Origin of the sequence: Citrobacter sp. Marseille-Q6884 (genome assembly GCF_945906775.1) — a bacterium.
Taxonomy (GTDB): domain Bacteria; phylum Pseudomonadota; class Gammaproteobacteria; order Enterobacterales; family Enterobacteriaceae; genus Citrobacter.
In genome coordinates, this window is record NZ_CAMDRE010000002.1 from 1,700,909 (window position 1) to 1,722,070 (window position 21,162).

The following is a 21,162-nucleotide window of genomic DNA, read 5'->3' on the forward strand; positions in this document are numbered from 1 at the left end:
TGGCAGCCTGTAATTCGTGATCAGAATCACGTTTTTATCTTGATTGCCCTTTAAAATTCGGGCCGCCGACCCCATGTGGTTTCAAGCCCAAAGGAAGAGTGAGGCGAGTCAGTTGCGCAAAGCTTAGGCAGCAGATTGATTTGTCGCAATGATTGACACGATTCCGCTTGACGCTGCGTAAGGTTTTTGTAATTTTACAGGCAACCTTTTATTCACTAACAAATAGCTGGTGGAATATATGACTATCAAAGTAGGTATCAACGGTTTTGGCCGTATCGGTCGCATTGTTTTCCGTGCTGCTCAAGAACGTTCTGACATCGAGATCGTTGCAATCAACGACCTGTTAGACGCAGACTACATGGCTTACATGCTGAAATATGACTCCACTCACGGCCGTTTCAACGGTACCGTTGAAGTGAAAGACGGTCATCTGATCGTAAACGGTAAAAAAATCCGTGTTACCGCTGAACGTGATCCGGCTAACCTGAAATGGGACGAAGTTGGTGTTGACGTAGTAGCTGAAGCTACTGGCCTGTTCCTGACAGACGAAACCGCTCGTAAGCACATCACTGCTGGCGCGAAAAAAGTGGTTCTGACTGGTCCGTCCAAAGATAACACTCCGATGTTTGTTAAAGGCGCTAACTTTGACAAATACGAAGGTCAGGACATCGTTTCTAACGCTTCCTGCACCACTAACTGCCTGGCTCCGCTGGCTAAAGTTATCAACGACAACTTCGGCATCATCGAAGGTCTGATGACTACTGTTCACGCGACCACCGCTACTCAGAAAACCGTTGATGGCCCGTCTCACAAAGACTGGCGCGGCGGCCGCGGCGCATCTCAGAACATCATCCCGTCCTCTACCGGTGCTGCTAAAGCTGTAGGTAAAGTACTGCCAGAACTGAATGGCAAACTGACTGGTATGGCGTTCCGCGTTCCTACTCCGAACGTATCCGTTGTTGACCTGACCGTTCGTCTGGAAAAAGCTGCTTCTTACGAAGAAATTAAGAAAGCAATCAAAGCTGCTTCCGAAGGCCCGATGAAAGGCGTTCTGGGTTACACCGAAGATGATGTTGTATCTACCGATTTCAACGGTGAAGTTTGCACTTCCGTGTTCGATGCTAAAGCTGGTATCGCACTGAATGACAACTTCGTGAAACTGGTATCCTGGTACGACAACGAAACCGGCTACTCCAACAAAGTTCTGGATCTGATTGCTCACATCTCCAAATAAGTTGAGATGAGACAGTAATCTGTAAGAGCGACTTCGGTCGCTCTTTTTTTTGTTTGAAGATAGGCCCGTCATACTTCAAGTTACAGATGCGTTGGCTGCATTCACTTGCCGCCTTTCTGCAGCTTGAATGATTTAGGGTAACGAGGATTGCGTAATGATTAATAAAATTTTTGCACTTCCGGTAATCGAACAACTTACCCCTGTGCTTTCCCGTCGTCAGCTTGATGAACTTGAGATCATCGTAGTCGACCACCCACAGGTTAAAGCATCTTTCGCATTGCAGGGGGCGCATCTCCTTTCCTGGAAACCAAAAGGCGAAGAAGACGTACTGTGGTTAAGCGGCAACACGCCATTTAAGACGGGCGTTGCATTGCGTGGTGGCGTACCTATTTGCTGGCCGTGGTTTGGCCCGGCTGCCACTCAGGGTCTGCCTTCTCATGGATTCGCCCGCAACCTGCCGTGGACGCTCAAAGCTCACAATGAAGATGACAACGGCGCTGTGCTGACTTTTGAACTGCAAAGCAATGCTGAAACGCGTCAGCTATGGCCGCACGACTTCACTCTGCTCGCTCGCTTTAAAGTCGGCGCAACGTGTGAGATCGAACTGGAAGCGCACGGTGAGTTTGAAACCACTTCTGCACTGCATACCTATTTTAACGTGGGTGATATCGCGGCAGTGAAAGTCAGTGGTCTTGGCGATCGTTTTATCGACAAAGTGAACGACGCTAAAGAAGATGTACTGGCAGACGGCATCCAGACATTCCCGGATCGTACTGACCGCGTTTATCTGAACCCGGAAGCGTGCAGCGTTATCCATGATGATTCCCTGAACCGCACTATCGATGTCGTGCACCACCACCATCTGAACGTGGTTGGCTGGAACCCGGGTCCCGCGCTCTCTGTCAGCATGGGCGATATGCCGGATGACGGTTACAAAACGTTTGTCTGCGTTGAAACCGCGTACGCCACCGCACCGCAGAAAACGACCGAAGAGAAACCTTCTCGTCTGGCACAAACCCTTCGTGTTGCCAAACGTTAAGCATGAAGCCGGATAAGATGCGTGAGCATCGCCATCCGGTAAAAAAGGCCTGATAGCGGTTAACGCCTTATCAGGCCAATGAATGTCACCGTGATTCTGGTATCTTTATGCCATATCCAGCGCTTTTTTCCCCTTCGGAGGCGGATAAGCGTTATCCAGTGCCATGAGTTCACTGGCGGAAAGTGTAATATTCAACGCCGCTGCATTCTGCTCCACATGCGCCACGTTTGCTGCTTTCGGAATCGCTATCACACCAGGGTGACGAATCACCCAGGCCAGCAATATTTGCGCGGCACTGGCATTGTGCGCATGCGCAATATCGTTCACCACTGTATTGCTGAGTAAATCACGACGTAATCGCCCTGCCTGAGCCAGAGGACTGTAAGCCATGAGCGGCATCTTCTGTTGTTGGCACCAGGGCAGTAAATCATATTCAATCCCGCGTGACGCCAAATGATACAGCACCTGGTTAGTTGCACAGTGCTGCCCGCCTGCAACCTGCCATAGCGTCTGCATATCATTACAGTCGAGATTAGAGACACCCCAGCGACGAATTTTCCCCTGGTCTATCAGCGTTTCCATTGCCTCAATGGTTTCTTCAAAGGAGTAGTCGCCCATCCAGTGCAATAAATAGAGATCCAGATAGTCCGTTTTTAGCCGACGCAGACTCCCTTCGCAGGCCGCAATCGCTTTTTGTCCCCCGGCATTCCATGGATACACTTTTGACACCAAAAACGCCTCATCGCGCCGACCGTTCAGCGCCTCTCCCACGATCGTTTCTGCTGCACCATCAGCATACATTTCTGCGGTATCAATAAGCCGCAAGCCAAGATCCAACCCAGCCTGCAATGCGGCCACTTCATCCCGACGGCGGCTGGTATTCTCGCCCATGTACCACGTCCCCTGCCCTATGGCCGGGAGTCTTAGCTGCTGCGTAAAAATCACCTGCTTTTCAGTCATCGTCCCCTCCTGTCTTTACGCACCACAATAGCGCATAGTCACGGGTACCGCCCTATGACGGTGCACAAAATACCCCATCACTATTTGGGCAGTGTATTGAACTGGGGCAGTAACGGAGAGATTAAAGAACGAAACATATTGAAAATACAAAATAAAAGCCCGGAGAGCGTATATCCCCGGGCTTAAATAACCTATGGCTTATTATCAATGCAGGCTTATTTTAAACGCCCTAAATATTTGCCCTCTTGCATTGCTTCAATTTTACCATTTTTATACATAATAACAGTAATTAAACCTGCGCTATACGTTTGTGCAGTTGCCGTATTCTCATCGTTTGATGCGGGTTTGCCATTAATATAGGCAATACCATCAGCACCACGTTTGAAATCGACACCCAGTTTTTTCACATGTACAGGTTTTGCATTGTTGGCATGAACGGGTGCGCTGGCTTCGCTGACCATCGTTTTATGTTCATGTTCTAACTGCTGGCGGTAGGCCTCGCTAATGGCATAGGCTGGCGCGACAGATGACGCCACCAGTGCAGCGATAATGATATACTTTTTCATCGGCTAAACCTTAATCGTTGTTATGCTTTTTGTGATGGTGGGAGTTACCGTCATTCGTGCTGTAGAGGTTTTGCGCGTTCTCCATCGCCTGTTTTTCCGCGGCGGCGTTGATGGTTGCCTGGCGGTTTTGTTCCGCAATATAACAAGCGTCGCGGCTGATCCCCTTGTTTTGGCAGTCATTCATGCGGGAGGCTTCCGAGGAGCACCCGGCCAGGAGTCCGCCCATCACAGCTATCATAATTAACTTTTTCATTGAATATCCGATGCGAATAATTTTCTTCGCTGTATTTTAAGAGTTGAGTAATATCTGCAATTCAATATTTAATGTCAATTCCATTTTTCAGACTATTACCTAAAAAAGCAAAATAAAAAATAAATATATTAAGCAGGTTTCGAATAAAAGATAACTTTCACCGTTAAATAAAATGACGAAATACGTTATCAAAACCAGGCGGCTGCGGTAAAAAATAAAAAGCCCGCATTCTGCGGGCCTGAAATTATTATCTGTTTCTCGCTTAGCGAAATCAGAATTTATAGGTAACACCGGTTGAGATAAGCCCCGTCCAGGATTTATCTACCATTGGGCTGTCCGTCACTTCATCAGACAGGCGGGTATAACGTGCAGTCCCGTACACACTCCAGTTGCCTAAGAAGTTATAGTTAGCGCTCAGTTCAAGGTACGGGTTCCAGCTGCTTTCAGGATCATAGCTGCGTAAACCGCTGCGGGAAGATTCGTGGTGCGAAACACCGTAGTAGTATTCGTTCTGGTTTTCACTGTTCCACTCAACGCCAATCCCCGGCGTCAGTGTCAGACCACCATTGGTATAACGATACAACCATGCCAGATCCCATACGATACCATTGCTGTTATCCAGCGTGTCTCCCGCCAGGCTGGTACGCAAGAAACCGTATTCGGTATTGTGAACGTAAGAAAGCCCCGCCATCATGGTGCTCTTACGTTTATCAAGGTTGCGCAAGCGACTATCGTCGCTGTCACCTGGCTTGAAGTACATCGGTGACCAGTACGCCATCACTGACAATTTATCTGTGTTGTCATTCCACAGGTAGTAGCCGCCGCCCAGACCACGGAACCAGAAGTTCTCACTTTCATAGGTCACGACCGGAACAGGGTAAACGTCAGTATCGTAATCTTTGTAAGGGTGTTCTACCACGCCAACGCCAGCCCCCAGCGTCAGGTTGCTCTCTGCTTGCGCTACGCTAGCGGATGTGGCGATAAGCACACCAAGTGCCAGAAGTTTGAGTTTGGTCACAATCCATAATTCCTTATTCAAATGTTTAGCGGTTAAAGTGTAACCGCCCTTGCGCTTCAGCCCAACTATTTTACGTATTCATCTCGTAATGTAACCCCCTAATTTCTCAGCGAGTGATGACATTTTGCTTGCAGCCCGGTGAACACCGCATGAATTCAGCCTATTTTCTTTACATAAGATGTTCTTTTTTTGCGGATGAGTTATTGATATGCCATTGAAATTCATTTGCGCATGCAGGCAAGTTTTGCAAATGCCATCTACGCTTAATTTTAGAAGGTGTATCACCGAATACGTTGATCTCCTGACCATCAAAGTGGCATGAGAGTTGCTTATTTTTCCAGCAGCGACGTCGTTCAGTTTACCTCTTCAGGGGCCTCTACTATTCATATGAACGGCTCTTAACATGTGCTAAAAAACGAAAGGACGGCATACCATGAATATATTCGATCACTATCGCCAGCGTTATGAAGCTGCCAAGGACGAAGAGTTCACGCTGCAGGAGTTTCTTACCACTTGTCGGCAAGATCGCAGCGCCTATGCCAACGCGGCAGAGCGGCTATTAATGGCTATTGGTGAGCCTGTCATGGTCGATACGGCCCATGAACCCCGACTTTCTCGACTCTTTTCTAACCGGGTCATTGCTCGATATCCCGCGTTTGAAGAGTTTTACGGCATGGAAGACGCGATTGAACAGATTGTCTCTTATCTGAAACACGCGGCTCAGGGGCTGGAAGAGAAGAAACAGATTTTGTATCTGTTGGGGCCTGTAGGGGGCGGTAAATCGTCGCTTGCTGAGCGACTGAAGTCCTTAATGCAGCGCGTACCTATCTATGTTTTGAGCGCCAACGGTGAGCGTAGTCCGGTTAACGACCATCCGTTATGCCTGTTTAATCCGCAGGAAGACGCCCAGATTCTGGAAAAAGAGTACGGCATCCCGCGTCGCTATCTCGGTACGATCATGTCGCCGTGGGCCGCGAAACGTCTGCATGATTTCGGTGGGGATATTACTAAATTCCGTGTCGTCAAAGTCTGGCCGTCCATTCTGGAGCAAATCGCTATCGCCAAAACGGAACCGGGTGATGAAAATAACCAGGATATCTCCGCGCTGGTCGGGAAAGTGGATATTCGTAAACTCGAACACCACGCCCAAAACGATCCTGATGCCTACGGCTACTCGGGCGCACTGTGCCGCTCGAACCAGGGGATCATGGAATTCGTCGAAATGTTTAAAGCACCGATTAAAGTGCTTCATCCTCTGCTGACCGCAACTCAGGAAGGAAACTACAACGGGACAGAAGGGATTTCCGCCCTGCCATTTAACGGCATTATTCTCGCCCACTCTAACGAATCCGAATGGGTGACGTTCCGCAACAACAAAAATAACGAGGCTTTCCTTGACCGTGTTTACATCGTTAAGGTGCCGTACTGCTTACGCATTTCCGAAGAGATCAAGATCTACGAGAAATTGCTGAATCACAGTGAATTGACCCATGCGCCGTGTGCGCCAGGAACCCTGGAAACCCTGTCACGCTTTACGATTCTGTCACGTTTGAAAGAGCCAGAGAACTCCAGCATTTACTCGAAAATGCGCGTTTACGATGGCGAAAGTCTGAAAGATACCGATCCAAAAGCGAAATCCTATCAGGAGTATCGGGATTATGCCGGGGTCGATGAGGGTATGAACGGTCTGTCTACGCGTTTTGCGTTTAAGATCCTTTCGCGTGTGTTTAACTTCGACCACGCTGAAGTGGCGGCCAACCCGGTACACCTGTTCTATGTCCTTGAACAGCAAATTGAGCGTGAACAGTTCCCGCAGGAGCAGGCAGAACGTTATCTGGAATTCCTGAAAGGCTATCTGATCCCGAAATACGCCGAATTCATTGGCAAAGAGATCCAGACGGCTTACCTGGAATCCTATTCCGAATACGGGCAGAACATTTTTGACCGTTATGTTACGTATGCGGACTTCTGGATTCAGGATCAGGAATACCGCGATCCGGATACCGGTCAGCTGTTTGATCGCGAATCCTTGAACTCGGAACTGGAGAAAATTGAGAAACCGGCGGGCATCAGCAACCCGAAAGATTTCCGTAACGAGATCGTCAACTTTGTTCTGCGCGCGAGGGCAAATAACAGCGGTCGCAATCCTAACTGGACCAGTTACGAAAAACTGCGCACGGTTATTGAGAAGAAAATGTTCTCAAATACCGAAGAGCTGTTGCCGGTTATTTCGTTTAACGCGAAAACCTCTACAGACGAGCAGAAAAAGCACGACGATTTTGTCGATCGGATGATGGAGAAAGGCTATACGCGTAAGCAGGTGCGTTTACTGTGCGAATGGTATTTGCGCGTACGTAAATCATCGTGATGCAAATGCCCGGTAACGTGAATGCTTACCGGGCCTACAAGAACATACAGCGTAGGCCGGATACGCGAAAGCGCTATCCGGTACTCTGCACAATGTGAAGAGTTGGCAGCACGGGAGGGGCTTATGACCTGGTTTATTGACCGGCGTCTTAACGGCAAAAACAAGAGCACGGTAAACCGTCAGCGCTTCTTACGCCGTTATAAATCGCAAATTAAACAGTCGATCTCCGAGGCCATTAACAAGCGCTCGGTGACTGATGTCGATAGCGGCGAATCTGTCTCTATCCCGAACGATGATATCAGCGAACCGATGTTTCATCAGGGGCGTGGTGGCCTGCGCCATCGCGTGCATCCGGGGAACGACCATTTTGTTCAGAACGATCGCATAGAGCGCCCACAGGGCGGCGGCGGTGGTTCGGGAAGCGGACAAGGCCAGGCCAGCCAGGATGGCGAAGGTCAGGATGAGTTCGTCTTCCAAATTTCTAAAGATGAATATCTGGATCTGCTCTTTGAAGACCTGGCACTCCCTAATCTGAAGCAAAACCAGCAGCGTCAGTTAACGGAGTACAAAACGCACCGTGCCGGTTTTACCTCTAACGGTGTGCCCGCCAACATTAGCGTGGTGCGCTCGCTGCAGAACTCACTGGCGCGCCGTACAGCAATGACAGCAGGCAAGCGTCGGGAACTGCATGCACTGGAAGCCGATCTGGAGATCATTGCCAAAAGTGAACCTGCCCAACTGCTGGAAGAGGAACGTTTACGCAAAGAGATTGCAGAACTCCGGGCAAAAATCGAACGCGTACCGTTTATCGACACCTTTGATTTACGCTACAAGAATTATGAAAAACGTCCCGACCCTTCCAGCCAGGCAGTGATGTTCTGTCTGATGGATGTCTCCGGTTCGATGGATCAATCGACCAAGGACATGGCAAAGCGTTTTTATATTCTGCTGTATCTGTTCTTGAGCCGGACCTACAAGAACGTAGAAGTTGTCTATATTCGCCACCATACCCAGGCGAAAGAGGTTGATGAACACGAGTTCTTCTACTCTCAGGAAACCGGGGGAACCATTGTCTCCAGTGCGCTGAAGTTAATGGATGAAGTGGTAAAAGATCGCTACGATCCTGCCCAGTGGAATATCTACGCGGCGCAGGCCTCGGATGGCGATAACTGGGCGGATGATTCGCCGCTATGCCATGAAATTCTGGCGAAAAAGCTGTTGCCGGTGGTGCGATATTACAGCTACATCGAAATCACCCGCCGTGCGCACCAGACTTTATGGCGCGAGTACGAACATCTGCAAGCGACCTTTGAAAACTTTGCTATGCAGCATATTCGCGATCAGGATGATATTTATCCGGTGTTCCGCGAACTGTTTCAAAAGCAGAGTACCACCAGCAATAATTAGTCACTCGCAGGCCAGGACAATCGTTCTGGCCTGTTTTTTTAGCCATGCTCATTCACCCGTCATGTTTTTCATAACGTGTATTAACACCTCACGATTAAAATCGAAATGGAGTGTGCGAATAATTTTTATTACAAAATGACGCCCTCAGAATTAACCGCACAGTTAGAGTGGATGTGTCTCGTGTGATAAACTGCCGTATCTGACTTACAGGGCTGTAAATCATTATGAAATTGCATCATAAAGCGCTTCGGCACTTTATCTCCGTAAGCGTAATTGTTTTGACATCTTCTTTTCTGGTTTATGAACTCATTGCCAGCGACCGGGCGATGAGTGCGTATATGCGTTATATCATTGAGAAAGCGGATTCCTCGTTTCTGTATGATAAATATACTAACCAGAGCATCGCAGCCCACCTGATGCGCCGCTTTTCATCGCCGCAGGACCCCATTTCAGTTGAACAGCGCAAAACATTGTGTAAAGCGTTCGAGAGTGTGAACGGTACGCAAGGACTCAACCTTACCCGACATAGCTATTTGCCGTTACACGGTACGTTGCAGACCCGCTCAGCAAATTGCATCGAACAACTTGATGATATATTCCTGCTGCCTGCCTTCGACCAGGCGGTGAATGTGAATCGTGAACTGGCTGATTACGGGCATGGATTAGGAACAAAAGAATACAAATTTCGCTATTACATTGATTTGAGAAATCACTACATCTATTTCTACGATCTGATCAATTCATATAAATTCAGCATGAACCTTTGGTCTTTTTTGCAAAAAGGCACATTGGGAATTAACCAGGACGATATCGACGATATTTTCACGGGGCGTACCGCCATTTCCCGTATTTACGAGGATGATCTCACGCATGAAAAAATCATGAGCTTTTTAACCCCGGTCTATTTAACCGGCAAGCTTAAAGGCGTGGTGATGGTGGATGTGAACAAAGATAATTTAAAGAATATTTTTTATACAAACGACCGACCTCTGGTATGGCGTTATCTTAACGTGACCGTGTCCGACATCAGCTCAGGCAAAGAAATAATCGTTCACCAAAGCGAGAGCGATCTGTTTCAGTATGTTCGCTATATCAAAGACATACCCGGCGGTATGCGTATCTCGCTCTCGCTCGATTTGATGTACTTTATTGTTTCATCCTGGAAGATATTTGCTTTCTATTTGTTGGCCACTGCACTGCTGCTGAATATGGTCCGTATGCATTTTCGGTTGTATCACAACGTCACGCGCGAAAATATCAGCGATGCGATGACCGGTCTCTACAACCGTAAGATCTTGACGCCTACACTCGAACAGCGTTTGCAAAAAATGGTCAATGCGGGAACCCAGGTGACCTTTATTGCTATTGATTGCGACAAACTGAAAACAATTAATGACACACTGGGGCACCAGGAAGGCGATCGGGTTATCACCCTTCTGGCAAAAGCCATTCAGGCATCCATTCGCCGAAGCGACTATGCTATTCGCCTCGGCGGCGATGAGTTCTGTATAATTCTCATCGATTATGCGGCGGAACTCACGCCCCGTCTGCTGGAGCGCATTAGCGATAACTTACACATTATTGACCCGGACACCTCGGTGAGCTTTTCCGCAGGTATTTACACTATGCAGCCAAACGACACGATTGATGATGCTTACAAAGCCTCTGATGCCCAGCTCTATCTTAACAAACAGAAAAAACACGCGCGTTCATAAGCGGTTTTCTGTGCAGGACTTTCACGTTGTACCAGGAGTAAGACATGACGGAAGTGAACAAAGGTAATGCAACCCATCAGCGCTTGATTTCGCTGTTGTCAGCGCAAGGCGCAACCTATCGTGTGGTCAGCCATGAAGCGGTCGGCAAATGCGAGGCTGTTTCAGAGATTCGCGGCACGGAACTGGGTCAGGGCGCAAAGGCTCTGGTCTGTAAAGTGAAAGGTAACGGCGTCAATCAGCATGTGCTTGCGATCCTGTCCGCCGATCAGCAGGCCGATCTGAGTCAGCTTGCCAGCCATCTCGGCGGTTTAAGGGCATCACTCGCCAGTCCGGCGGAAGTGGATGAACTGACGGGCTGTGTTTTTGGCGCCATTCCCCCCTTTAGTTTCCACCCGAACCTCAAGCTGGTCGCCGATCCGCTTTTGTTTGAGCGTTTTAATGAAATCGCCTTTAATGCCGGCGTATTGGAAAAATCCGTCATTATGGATGCTGAAGATTATCTGCGTATTGCCCAGCCGGAATTAGTCTCGTTCCGCCGCGTGCAATAACTGCGCCTGACACCGGGCTTATCAGTATAAAAACGCAACGTTATGCGTTCGCCCAAAAATCATCATAATCGATAAAAAAAGCCTGTTCTGTCACGTGTTTGCGCGTACAGTAAGCAGGCTTATCTTTTTTTTGGCAAGGAAACTACGATGTTTGATGTCACTCTGCTGATCCTGCTTGGACTGGCAGCGCTGGGCTTTGTCAGTCATAACACCACTGTCGCTGTTTCAATTCTGGTGCTGATCATTGTCCGTGTTACCCCGCTGAATACCTTCTTCCCGTGGATTGAAAAGCAGGGACTGACCGTCGGGATTATAATTCTGACCATTGGCGTGATGGCCCCCATCGCCAGCGGCACCCTGCCGCCCTCCACGCTCATCCACTCCTTTGTGAACTGGAAGTCGCTGGTCGCCATTGCCGTCGGCGTATTTGTCTCCTGGCTGGGTGGACGAGGTGTCACGCTCATGGGCAGTCAGCCCCAGCTTGTCGCCGGATTGCTGGTGGGAACGGTCCTGGGTGTCGCACTTTTTCGCGGTGTTCCGGTGGGGCCACTTATTGCAGCAGGTCTGGTCTCATTGATTGTTGGGAGGCAATAGCCAACCCGTTCAGATAACGGCCTGGCGTCTGACCCAGGCCTTTTTTGAACATGGTGATAAATGCCGTCGTCGAATCATAACCCAGCATCTGCGCAACCTGCTGTACGTTGCGCCCTTCTATCAGCGCCTGCAGCGCCAGAATCAACTGTAACTGATGACGCCAGCGCCGAAAGCTCAGCCCGGTCTCTTTGACGACCAGCCGGGCAAGATTACGTTCGCTCATGGCAAATACATTCGCCCATTGCCCCAGTGTCTGCCACTGCGCTGGCTCCTGCGCCATCGTCGAGATCATCTTGCGAATTTTAGGGTGATCGGACACCGGTAATTGCAATTGCTCCTGTGGCTGCTGCGGCAATTCATCGAACAGTACCTGTATCAGGCGTTCGGTTGAGGCTTCGTGTCGCTGTTCATCCGTTCTCGATGCCAGTGAGAGAATCAACTCCCGGCATAACGGCGCTATTTTCAGCGTACAACAGCGTTCCGGCATCACCACCGCCTGTGGCTCAATAAATAAAAAGCACAATTCAGCGCCAACCGTCACATGGTTGCTGTGCGGAATTTCACCGGGGATCCAAACGGCGTACTGCGGCGGTACCATCCACATGGCATTTTCAACCTCACACGTAATCGCGCCATGTAAAGCCAGAATTAACTGGCCTTTGCGGTGCTGATGCAGCGGGCTGAAGAGTTCATCTTCCCTGGCCTGAATACAAAAAGCGACGGCAGCATCGTGATAGCGGTCAGGCTCATAACCATCCAGCCTCAGTCCCAGCATAAGAATGTCCGATATTAGCGATAAACTGTCATTTTAGCTTGATTCATCCATCGTGTAAAAACGGTAAGGTATTGCCTCGCCTGATGACATGAGAAAAAAATGACCATTTCCTCCACACCCCGCGGCAAACAGAGTGCGTTGCTGATTGCGGGTATCCTGATGATCGCCACCACGCTACGCGTGACCTTTACCGGAGCGGCTCCGCTGCTGGATGCTATTCGCGCCGATTACGGGTTAACCACCGCCCAGACGGGGCTGCTGACCACACTTCCTCTGCTCGCCTTCGCGTTGGTGTCGCCCCTTGCTGCCGCCGTTGCACGTCGATTCGGCATCGAACGCAGTCTGTTTGCCGCGATGCTGCTGATTTGCGCAGGCATTGCCCTACGATCTTTACCCACGCCCCATTTCCTGTTTGGCGGAACCGCCATCATTGGCTGCGGTATCGCACTGGGAAATGTCCTGCTACCGGGACTGCTGAAACGTGATTTTTCACAGCATGTGGCGAAACTCACCGGAGCTTATTCATTGACGATGGGCGCAGCCGCGGCACTGGGTTCAGCCATGGTCGTACCACTGGCGCTGAACGGCTTTGGCTGGCGCGGTGCGCTAATGATGTTAATGGTGTTTCCGCTACTGGCCTTGCTTATCTGGTTACCGCAGTGGCGGCAGACGGCTCACGCCAACCTGAGTAATGCACGCGCACTACAGTCCCGCGCAATCTGGCGCTCCGGTCTTGCCTGGCAGGTGACGCTGTTTCTGGGGCTCAACTCACTGATTTATTACGTTATCATTGGCTGGTTGCCCGCCATTTTGATAAGCCACGGCTATAGCGAGGCTCAGGCCGGTTCGTTACACGGTTTACTGCAACTGGCGACCGCTGCGCCTGGGTTGCTGATCCCGCTGATCCTGTTCAGATTTAAGGATCAGCGCACCCTTGCCGCGCTGATATCGTTAATGTGCGCCGTCGGCGCTGCAGGATTCTGGTTGATACCCGATCAGGCCGTTTTGTGGACTCTGATGTTTGGCTTTGGCTCCGGTGCCACCATGATCCTCGGATTAACTTTTATTGGGCTGCGCGCAAGCTCAGCACACCAGGCCGCCGCCCTGTCGGGTATGGCGCAGTCCGTGGGATATTTGCTGGCAGCGTGTGGACCCCCGTTGATGGGGAAAATTCACGACCTCAACGGCAGTTGGCAGATACCGTTGGTCGGTGTCGCTCTGTTAGCCATCCTGATGGCCGCGTTTGGTCTCTATGCTGGGCGTAACCGGGAGATTTCCGCATCCTGACGCATCGGGCAGGTTAATGAATAACCTGCCCCGCTATTACGCCTGCGCGGCCCGCAGCATCGCCTGAACAAGCGGAACGGGTTTCCCCGCCAGTGCCCCTCGCTCATGCTGAAAGAGTGTGCCGACAAAAAAGGGATGTGTCACCAGCTCAACGGCGCGAATATCACCGGCGTCATCCCAACCCGTCACGCGTAAATCACCACGCTCAAGCTCGGCAGCAAAGTCATCCGACACGCCATAATTGCAGTGATAGCCCTCAGAAATAACATCCTGTCCATAGGCTTTCGCGATCAGCGTATTCGTCCGCAGTTCAATATCGTCGGTCTTTTCAACCAGAGAGCAAGTCAGCGGCGTAATCACCATGCGGCCTTCTGTGTCGGTTTCTGCATGCGCGGCATCACTCCAGCCCAATACATTGCGGGCATACTCAATGAGGGCATGTTGAAAACCACCACAGGTTCCCAAAAATGGGATGCTATTTTCACGGGCATAGCGAATCGCAATCAACGCACCTTCAGTGTGCTGATACGGGCTGCCGGGTACGACCCAGATTGCGTCATAGCCGACCAGGTCTTCACTGCTGTTGATATCGGTGGTGGTTAACCAGTCGTAATCAGCCATCAACTCCAGTACGGCAGCGGCATCATCAATGGCAAGGGGGATCGCCTGGTGCGCCACGATATCGGGACTGTAATCGCCCACCAGCGCAATGCGAAGCGTATCTTTAACCGGGGAAATTTCCATCAAAACTATCCTTATGTCCAAAGAATAAGGGACAACATAAGGAGCCTCAGCCTACTGATTTTTTGTTGTTATCACAATCCCTTAAATTGGGAGGCGATGCGGGCAAAATGCTATAATCGTCACGCTTTTGGATCTTATTTAATCAGAAGAAGCACAGCGGTAAGTCCCCGCCCGCTGGCTTAACAGGGTGGTTTAAGCAGAGGTAATAAGATGAAGATTCAGTGTAAACGCGTCTATGACCCGGTAGAAAAGAGTGATGGCTATCGTGTTCTGGTCGATAGATTGTGGCCACGCGGGATAAAAAAAACCGATCTGGTTTACGATGAATGGGTTAAAGCCCTCACCCCCTCGTCTGATTTGCGCAAAGCATTCCACGCAGAATTGATCGATTTTGCACACTTTTCCGAGCAATACCGCGCAGAGCTTGCCCAACAGCAGCAGGAGGGAAAACGGCTTGCAGACATTGCCCGCCAGCAAACCTTGACGCTACTGTATGCGGCGAAGAATACGCAGCAAAACCACGCGCAGGTATTAGCACAGTGGCTGGCGGAACGGTAAAGAGTTGTTACTTACCCGTTGCCGGATGGTCTCTGCGCCATAGTGCCCATTCATCAATGACCTCTCCTCCGGGAAGCTTGCAGTCGGAGCGCGTCCCCTGCGGCGTCTGAACCGCAATCAGCGTGCCTCCCTTTTGCTCACAATAAACCGATGCCGGGTTCGCCATACCGATTTTCGGTGGACGAGGTGCGTCAGGTTGGGTGGTGCAACCCGCCAGCGCGAGCATAGCGGGCAAAATCATCAATGCGAATTTCATGTTAACTCCTGTGCGAAATAGTCTCCCGGCAGGGTATCGTGCCTGCCGAAGTATCTCCATGTTTTACGCCACTTTTTCACTAAATCGTCGCGATTTCAATCGGTGGGGCGTGTTTCATCTTTCACACTGATGGTCTATCATGCGGACACTATTACCCGTATTAGTCTTCAGGAGTATTTACATCTCATGCCGGATAGGATCCTCGCCCGAGTCTCACAATCATTAGCCACGGAGCAGTCTGTTGAGAGTCTGGTTCGGCAACTTCTGGAGATGCTCGAGGTCGTGACTGACATGGAATCGACCTATTTAACAAAGGTCGATCTGGATGCCCGCCTGCAGCATATTCTGTATGCGCGTAACAGCAAACAGATGCAGATACCCGAAGGGTTATCCGTGCCGTGGGATGACACCTTGTGCAGACGAGCCATAGAAGAAAATTGCCTGTACAGTGATAATGTCCCTGAACGTTGGCCGGACTGCACTGCGGCGCATGCTCTGGAGATCACCACCTTTCTGAGCACACCGGTTCATCTTCCCGATGGCACGTTTTATGGCACGCTGTGTGCCACCAGTCGCCGGCAACAAGCATTGAGCGAACGCGGAGAGCAAGTGTTGCACCTGTTTGCCGGTCTGATCGCGCAGTCCATTCAAAAAGAGTCGCTGGTCGCTCAATTACGCCAGGCCAACGCTGCGCTGATTGCTCATTCCTACACGGACGCCTTAACGGGGTTATCCAACCGTCGGGCCATCTTTGAAAACATGGAAACCCTGTTTTCCCTTGCTCGTCATCTTAAACAGAAAGTGACCGTCGCCTTTATCGATTTAGATGATTTCAAACTGATTAATGACCGTTTTGGACACGAAGTTGGCGACCAGTTTCTGATCCAGATTGGGCAACGTCTGAGTCTAAATAGCAGTGAAAATGATATTCTGGGTAGACTCGGCGGCGACGAATTTTTGGTTGTGAGCCTGTCACCCGACGATGAAATGGATCAGTGTGAGCGTCTGCACAACGTGAAAGACCGACTGCAACAGCACATTCGAGGCGATTATTATTTGGGGAGTATCCAGCTGTATTACCCGGGTGCCAGTCTGGGCGTTGTGGAAGTCGATCCACGGGAGATTGACGTCAACTGTGCACTGCATATCGCTGATAGCGCCATGTATCAGGACAAAAAGCGTAAAGACAAAACCACTTTTGTCGCGCATTAAGCCCTGCTATTCTGGCTCGTCTTTAAATAACGCTGGCAGGTGAGAGTATGCGACTCGGTATTATTTTCCCCATCATCATCTTCATTTCCGCTGTCGTTTTCTTATCCTGGTTTTTTATTGGCGGCTACGCCGCTCCGGGAGCATAACGATGAAAAAAACAACGCTCATTATGATTGGCGTCGCCATTATTGTGGTGTTAGGTACGGAACTGGGTTGGTGGTAATAAAAGGATAAAGGCCACTGAGAGTGGCCTTTATTTTCTGGCTGTTTTATCTAGCTTTTGATTTTTCTGTAGATAAACAACACCACGATCGCACCGATAATGGCGACGACAAAGCTGCCAAAGTTGAAACCGTCAACTTTACCAAAGCCGAAGAATGTACTGATCCACCCACCAACGACAGCACCGATAACCCCTAAGATAATGGTCATAAAAAAGCCGCCGCCATCTTTACCCGGCATAATCCATTTTGCCAAAATCCCAGCGATAAGACCGAAAATAATCCATGAAATAATGCCCATTTTTTCCTCACTTATGTTTTTACATGAACGATTTACTCGTTGCTTAAAAGCATAGCATAGACCTGAAAAATTAAAATTTGTGATCTGCATCACGAGTGATTTTCATCTTTTTCTTAAGTATCACCGGGTTAACGCATCAAAACGGATGACTTTTCGCTGACGTTAATCGTCATTAATGTCGAATCGACAGTCATTTTGTTCACATCTCTGAAGCCAGTCCCTGATATTGCAGCATTTTCGTTTTTGGCACACTTTATGCTTATACAGCCCGTCGCTATGACAAATCGTCGCCCGCGAGACTTTCGTGAGGCTACGTCTACAATTCGCGCTATTTCAGCTTTTAACAGGTCTGTTATTGATGAAAAAAATCACCAGTGTATGCCCATACTGTGGGGCCGGGTGCAAGCTCAAGCTTGTTGTTGAAAATAACAAAATCATTCGCGCCGAAGCCGCAGAGGGTGTAACGAACCAAAATCAGTTATGCCTGAAAGGCTATTATGGTTGGGATTTTCTTAACGACACTCGCCTTCTGACGCCCCGTCTGACTCGCCCGATGATCCGTTATGAAAAAGGTGGAAAATTCACGCCCGTCAGTTGGGATGAAGCCATTCGTTACACCGCAAAACGCTTATCCGAAATTAAAAACAGCTATGGCCCTCGCGCTATTATGACAACCGGCTCTTCCCGCGGTACAGGGAATGAGACCAACTACGTCATGCAGAAATTCGCACGCGGCGTCCTCAACACCAATAATGTCGATTGCTGTGCCCGCGTCTGCCACGGCCCTTCTGTCGCCGGTCTGCAGGAAACGCTGGGCAATGGTGCCATGAGCAACTCAATCAGCGACATTGAAAACTCGAAATGCCTGCTTATCTTTGGGTACAACTGTGCGGACTCACATCCGATCGTTGCCCGCAGGGTGATTAAAGCACGTCAGAACGGCGCTAAGATCATTGTTTGCGATCCCCGTCGTATTGAAACAGCACGTATCGCAGACCAGCATCTTCAGTTGAACAACGGTTGCAATATGGCGTTGGTCAACGCCTTTGGTCACGTGCTTATCGAGGAACAACTCTATGACCGTGAGTATGTGCAAAAACATACTGAAGGTCTGGAGGCTTATTGGGAAACCGTTAAGGATTATGCGCCGGAAGCCGTTGAGCACTTAACCGGTGTTCCTGCACAACAGGTGCGTCAGGCAATGCGCACATTTGCTGCTGCGCCTTCGGCGACGGTAATGTGGGGGATGGGCGTCACGCAGTTTGGGCAGGCGGTTGATGTCGTACGTGGTCTGTCGAGCCTGGCGTTGCTGACGGGAAACCTGGGACGCCCGAATGTCGGAGTCGGTCCGGTACGTGGGCAAAATAACGTGCAGGGTGCGTGCGATATGGGGGTGCTGCCTAACCAGTTCCCGGGATATCAGGACGTAACCGATTTTACGGTAAGAGAGAAATTTGCTCACGCGTGGGGTATCGACGTTAATCTGATGGATGACAAAGTCGGTACGCGCATCACCGAAGTCCCGCATCTTGCCATCGAAGGCAAAATCAAAGCCTACTACATCATGGGGGAAGATCCGCTCCAAACTGAAGCCGATTTGGGCCTGGTCCGCGAAGGTTTCAACGCACTCGATTTTATCGTGGTGCAGGATATCTTCATGACCAAAACCGCAGAAATGGCTGACGTGCTCCTGCCAGCCACATCATGGGGTGAACACGGCGGTGTCTTCACCTGCGCCGACCGCGGATTCCAGCGTTTTGAAAAAGCGATTGAACCCAGTGGCAATGTGAAACGTGACTGGGAAATCATCAGCCTGCTGGCGACCGAAATGGGCTATCCGATGCAATATCAGGATAACCAGCAAATCTGGGATGAGATGCGCGAACTTTGCCCATTGTTCTACGGTGTAACCTACGAAAAAATGGGTGATATGGGGCATGTTCAGTGGCCTTGCCCGGATCTCGATCATCCCGGCACACCGTATCTGTACGAGCACAGCCAGTTTGATACCGCCAGTGGAAAAGGCAAGCTGTTTGCCGCGCCATGGCGAGCCCCTGCCGAAGTGCCTGATGAAAAGTACCCGATGGTGCTGTGTACCGTGCGCGAAGTTGGGCACTATTCCTGTCGCTCAATGACCGGTAACTGCGCAGCACTGCAGGCGCTGGCCGATGAGCCTGGTTATGTCCAGATCAATACCCGTGATGCAGAAAAACTTGGCATTCGTCATCGCGACCTGGTGTGGGTCAGCTCCCGACGTGGAAAAGTGATCAGCCGGGCGGATGTCTCCGAGCGAATCAATGCGGGAACCGTGTATATGACCTACCAATGGTGGATTGGCGCGTGTAACGAGTTAACACAGGATAACCTTGATCCGATCTCAAAAACGCCGGAAACCAAGTATTGTGCGGTCAATATTGAGCACATTACCGATCAAGGTTGGGCAGAGCAGTATGCTGCACAATCGTACAGCGAAATGAAATCACGTTTGTGTGAGGCTATTGCGTAAACAACGGTTTCAGCAGCCTGAGTCCTGTTTTTTTGGGCTCAGGCTGCGTTATCGCCTACTCAGCCAGCAGAGGACTGCCGACATGAACATCGGCATAGTCTGCCTGCTTTTCCCGCTTCATAATGCCGAAGTTAATCAAAAACAGTCCGATCATAAACGGCAGCTCATACAGTTCTTCAATGAGATCGCCGTAATGGGCGTTGTGCAGAAACAGCGGCGACAGAAGACGATGGTGTTCCACGGTGTCGGAAATTAAAAAGGTACAGGCCGTCAGCGCCAGCAGCCAAACCGGCAACGGTTCATCGCGCAGACGACGCGCAATTTCCTGACGCAGCGGTTTTGAGATCAAAACGGGCAGAATAATCAACGCGATTAATACGACAGAGATGGCCCTGAATAACAGTTTGGGATTCTCAGGGAAGTAGTCCCGGCCCCAGCTGGTGCTTCTCCCCAGCAGTACCAACCACCACACAGCCGCCCATAGCCAAAACTGTTTCTTACCTTCAGGACGGGATAAGGGATGGATGTACCAGAGGGTAAACAGCGCACCGAACAGCAGCCACAGGGCCTGCCCATTTTCAATCCATTCGACGACAACGCCGTTTAACAGTGGGAGGTTCCAGTTTGCGGTGAACGGGATCGCCACAGCAATCAGTCCTAGCATAAGAGTTGGCAGTGTAAGTCGGGTATCAAATTTCATAAGCGCGGAGTTCTGTAGTGTATCTGGTGTGCGATCATAACCCCTGTGAATAGCTCACTATTAACAATGAATGCGATGTTCTTAAGGTTTTCTTAATGTTGCTTCATACCTGACAACGCGGAACTCACGGTGATGTCACCGATAAAAAAAGCCGCAGTGCGCGGTTAACACGCAATACGGCTGTCAAAATAACGACGCTAAAATCAGCCAATAACAGACTGCATTCGGTTACCAACCGCAGACATCATGCTCATTTTCGGTGTCGTATGAACGTACGGTGTTCACCAGATCTTTGACAACTTCTGCGGCAACATCGGGAACCAGCAATGCCATCGGCGTTTCCGTTTCATAATCCACAGAGACACCATTGCTGTTGTTGGTGACCGTGACGGTGTAGGTTGCTTTACCCATGATTTACTCCTTCCCGGTACGCACGACTTTTCGTTGGTTTGCGCTTTCCATCAGGACTTCGGGTGCAACGAAAAAATCGATATTAAAATAGGTGTCGTCGGTCATCACTTCGATGTTATGCCATTTCTCCGGCGGAAAAACGCCAAACTGACCGGCTTCAATAATCATCACCTTTTCTGGCTCCGGGCTGTGTTCATCCGCGTATCCGAGATATTTGACCGCCCCCTGCATCACCGAAAGTCGGGGATAGACCCCGGCACGGGTTCCTTTATCAAGGTGGCGTTCGAAAATTCCGGCAGGTGCAGTTTCTTTGTTCCAGAACGGCGTTGAGCGTGTATGAATGTGATTCTGTGGAATTTGAAGCATGTTTCTTCCCTTTTCCAGTCAACAACCAGCGAGCCTTAGTGAATCGCTGCTGTAAACAGGGTACGCCTCAAAATATACATTTAAAATACCATTTATTGGTTATTACTCTGAGCAGTCTTCAAC

23 protein-coding genes and 1 pseudogene are annotated in these 21,162 nt (G+C 50.0%); 13 read left to right on the top strand and 11 right to left on the bottom strand.

Translation table 11 applies throughout. The features are described from left to right. The first annotated feature begins 238 nt into the window (after positions 1–238). A complete protein-coding gene (gene gapA / locus N7268_RS23205) occupies positions 239–1,234 on the top strand; it encodes a glyceraldehyde-3-phosphate dehydrogenase (protein ID WP_003030697.1) in 996 nt (331 codons plus the stop codon). Positions 1,235–1,388: 154 nt separating this feature from the next. After that, complete coding sequence (locus N7268_RS23210) at positions 1,389–2,273, top strand: D-hexose-6-phosphate mutarotase (protein ID WP_260864648.1); 885 nt, start codon at positions 1,389–1,391, stop codon at positions 2,271–2,273. Positions 2,274–2,378: 105 nt separating this feature from the next. On the opposite strand, the gene N7268_RS23215 is transcribed toward N7268_RS23210, so the two are convergent. The 4 genes from N7268_RS23215 to N7268_RS23230 all read right to left on the bottom strand — a co-directional run bounded on the left by N7268_RS23215 (position 2,379) and on the right by N7268_RS23230 (position 5,070). After that, positions 2,379–3,233 carry an aldo/keto reductase gene (locus tag N7268_RS23215; protein ID WP_260864649.1) on the bottom strand — a complete coding sequence of 285 codons (855 nt, stop codon included), beginning with the start codon at positions 3,231–3,233 and terminating at the stop codon, positions 2,379–2,381. Between the two features lie 215 nt (positions 3,234–3,448). Then, positions 3,449–3,799, bottom strand: coding sequence for a hypothetical protein (locus tag N7268_RS23220; RefSeq protein ID WP_260864650.1), 351 nt, complete (start codon positions 3,797–3,799; stop codon positions 3,449–3,451). Between the two features lie 10 nt (positions 3,800–3,809). Beyond that, positions 3,810–3,983, bottom strand: coding sequence for a hypothetical protein (locus tag N7268_RS23225; protein ID WP_260864651.1), 174 nt, complete (start codon positions 3,981–3,983; stop codon positions 3,810–3,812). A gap of 340 nt (positions 3,984–4,323) precedes the next feature. Then, on the bottom strand, positions 4,324–5,070 hold the full coding sequence (locus tag N7268_RS23230; RefSeq protein WP_198904427.1) for a MipA/OmpV family protein: 747 nt from the start codon (positions 5,068–5,070) through the stop codon (positions 4,324–4,326). A 433-nt stretch (positions 5,071–5,503) separates the two neighbouring features. Here N7268_RS23230 and yeaG point away from each other — a divergent pair, with 433 nt between their 5' ends. The 5 genes from yeaG to N7268_RS23255 all read left to right on the top strand — a co-directional run bounded on the left by yeaG (position 5,504) and on the right by N7268_RS23255 (position 11,702). Then, complete coding sequence (yeaG, locus tag N7268_RS23235) at positions 5,504–7,438, top strand: protein kinase YeaG (protein ID WP_003030707.1); 1,935 nt, start codon at positions 5,504–5,506, stop codon at positions 7,436–7,438. 123 nt (positions 7,439–7,561) lie between these two features. Beyond that, entirely contained in the window at positions 7,562–8,845 is a 1,284-nt protein-coding gene (locus tag N7268_RS23240) for a YeaH/YhbH family protein (RefSeq protein WP_260864652.1), read from the top strand. Positions 8,846–9,069: 224 nt separating this feature from the next. Further along, the gene (gene dgcJ, locus N7268_RS23245; protein WP_260864653.1) at positions 9,070–10,560 is read left to right on the top strand and encodes a diguanylate cyclase DgcJ; all 1,491 of its coding nucleotides are present in this window, start codon (positions 9,070–9,072) and stop codon (positions 10,558–10,560) included. A gap of 44 nt (positions 10,561–10,604) precedes the next feature. Further along, the gene (locus N7268_RS23250) at positions 10,605–11,108 is read left to right on the top strand and encodes a YbaK/prolyl-tRNA synthetase associated domain-containing protein (protein ID WP_260864654.1); all 504 of its coding nucleotides are present in this window, start codon (positions 10,605–10,607) and stop codon (positions 11,106–11,108) included. 147 nt (positions 11,109–11,255) lie between these two features. Then, positions 11,256–11,702, top strand: a complete 447-nt coding sequence (locus N7268_RS23255; protein WP_260864655.1) for a DUF441 domain-containing protein — start codon at positions 11,256–11,258, stop codon at positions 11,700–11,702. Here the strand turns inward: N7268_RS23255 and N7268_RS23260 are convergent. Next, positions 11,679–12,477, bottom strand: a pseudogene (locus tag N7268_RS23260) (AraC family transcriptional regulator). The gene N7268_RS23255 and the pseudogene N7268_RS23260 overlap by 24 nt on opposite strands. Positions 12,478–12,576: 99 nt before the next feature. Between N7268_RS23260 and N7268_RS23265 the strand changes: the two are divergent. After that, positions 12,577–13,764, top strand: coding sequence for a CynX/NimT family MFS transporter (locus N7268_RS23265; protein ID WP_260864657.1), 1,188 nt, complete (start codon positions 12,577–12,579; stop codon positions 13,762–13,764). A gap of 36 nt (positions 13,765–13,800) precedes the next feature. Here N7268_RS23265 and N7268_RS23270 read toward each other — a convergent pair whose 3' ends face one another. Then, the gene (locus N7268_RS23270; RefSeq protein WP_260864658.1) at positions 13,801–14,508 is read right to left on the bottom strand and encodes a CTP synthase; all 708 of its coding nucleotides are present in this window, start codon (positions 14,506–14,508) and stop codon (positions 13,801–13,803) included. Between the two features lie 210 nt (positions 14,509–14,718). On the opposite strand from N7268_RS23270, the gene N7268_RS23275 reads away from it, so the two are divergent. Then, entirely contained in the window at positions 14,719–15,066 is a 348-nt protein-coding gene (locus N7268_RS23275) for a DUF488 domain-containing protein (RefSeq protein ID WP_260864659.1), read from the top strand. A 7-nt stretch (positions 15,067–15,073) separates the two neighbouring features. Here N7268_RS23275 and N7268_RS23280 read toward each other — a convergent pair whose 3' ends face one another. Then, positions 15,074–15,322, bottom strand: coding sequence for a DUF333 domain-containing protein (locus tag N7268_RS23280; protein WP_260864660.1), 249 nt, complete (start codon positions 15,320–15,322; stop codon positions 15,074–15,076). A 186-nt stretch (positions 15,323–15,508) separates the two neighbouring features. Between N7268_RS23280 and N7268_RS23285 the strand changes: the two genes are divergently transcribed. From N7268_RS23285 to yoaJ, 3 genes are read left to right on the top strand one after another with little or no spacing between them, the layout of a single operon-like run. Next, entirely contained in the window at positions 15,509–16,534 is a 1,026-nt protein-coding gene (locus N7268_RS23285; RefSeq protein WP_260864661.1) for a sensor domain-containing diguanylate cyclase, read from the top strand. Positions 16,535–16,581: 47 nt separating this feature from the next. Continuing rightward, positions 16,582–16,680: a YoaK family small membrane protein gene (locus tag N7268_RS23290; protein ID WP_260864662.1), complete on the top strand. Its 99-nt coding sequence runs from the start codon at positions 16,582–16,584 to the stop codon at positions 16,678–16,680. 2 nt (positions 16,681–16,682) lie between these two features. Then, positions 16,683–16,757: a protein YoaJ gene (gene yoaJ, locus N7268_RS23295; RefSeq protein WP_099530266.1), complete on the top strand. Its 75-nt coding sequence runs from the start codon at positions 16,683–16,685 to the stop codon at positions 16,755–16,757. Positions 16,758–16,807: 50 nt separating this feature from the next. On the opposite strand, the gene N7268_RS23300 is transcribed toward yoaJ, so the two are convergent. Beyond that, positions 16,808–17,056, bottom strand: a complete 249-nt coding sequence (locus N7268_RS23300) for a GlsB/YeaQ/YmgE family stress response membrane protein (protein ID WP_198904439.1) — start codon at positions 17,054–17,056, stop codon at positions 16,808–16,810. Between the two features lie 358 nt (positions 17,057–17,414). Here N7268_RS23300 and fdhF point away from each other — a divergent pair, with 358 nt between their 5' ends. Continuing rightward, a complete protein-coding gene (fdhF, locus tag N7268_RS23305) occupies positions 17,415–19,562 on the top strand; it encodes a formate dehydrogenase subunit alpha (protein ID WP_260864663.1) in 2,148 nt (715 codons plus the stop codon). 55 nt (positions 19,563–19,617) lie between these two features. Here fdhF and N7268_RS23310 read toward each other — a convergent pair whose 3' ends face one another. The 3 genes from N7268_RS23310 to yeaR all read right to left on the bottom strand — a co-directional run bounded on the left by N7268_RS23310 (position 19,618) and on the right by yeaR (position 21,039). Further along, on the bottom strand, positions 19,618–20,262 hold the full coding sequence (locus N7268_RS23310) for a hypothetical protein (RefSeq protein WP_260864664.1): 645 nt from the start codon (positions 20,260–20,262) through the stop codon (positions 19,618–19,620). A 228-nt stretch (positions 20,263–20,490) separates the two neighbouring features. Beyond that, entirely contained in the window at positions 20,491–20,673 is a 183-nt protein-coding gene (locus N7268_RS23315) for a DUF1869 domain-containing protein (RefSeq protein WP_198904442.1), read from the bottom strand. A 3-nt stretch (positions 20,674–20,676) separates the two neighbouring features. Beyond that, positions 20,677–21,039, bottom strand: coding sequence for a DUF1971 domain-containing protein YeaR (gene yeaR / locus N7268_RS23320; RefSeq protein ID WP_260864665.1), 363 nt, complete (start codon positions 21,037–21,039; stop codon positions 20,677–20,679). Between the last annotated feature and the right edge of the window lie 123 nt (positions 21,040–21,162).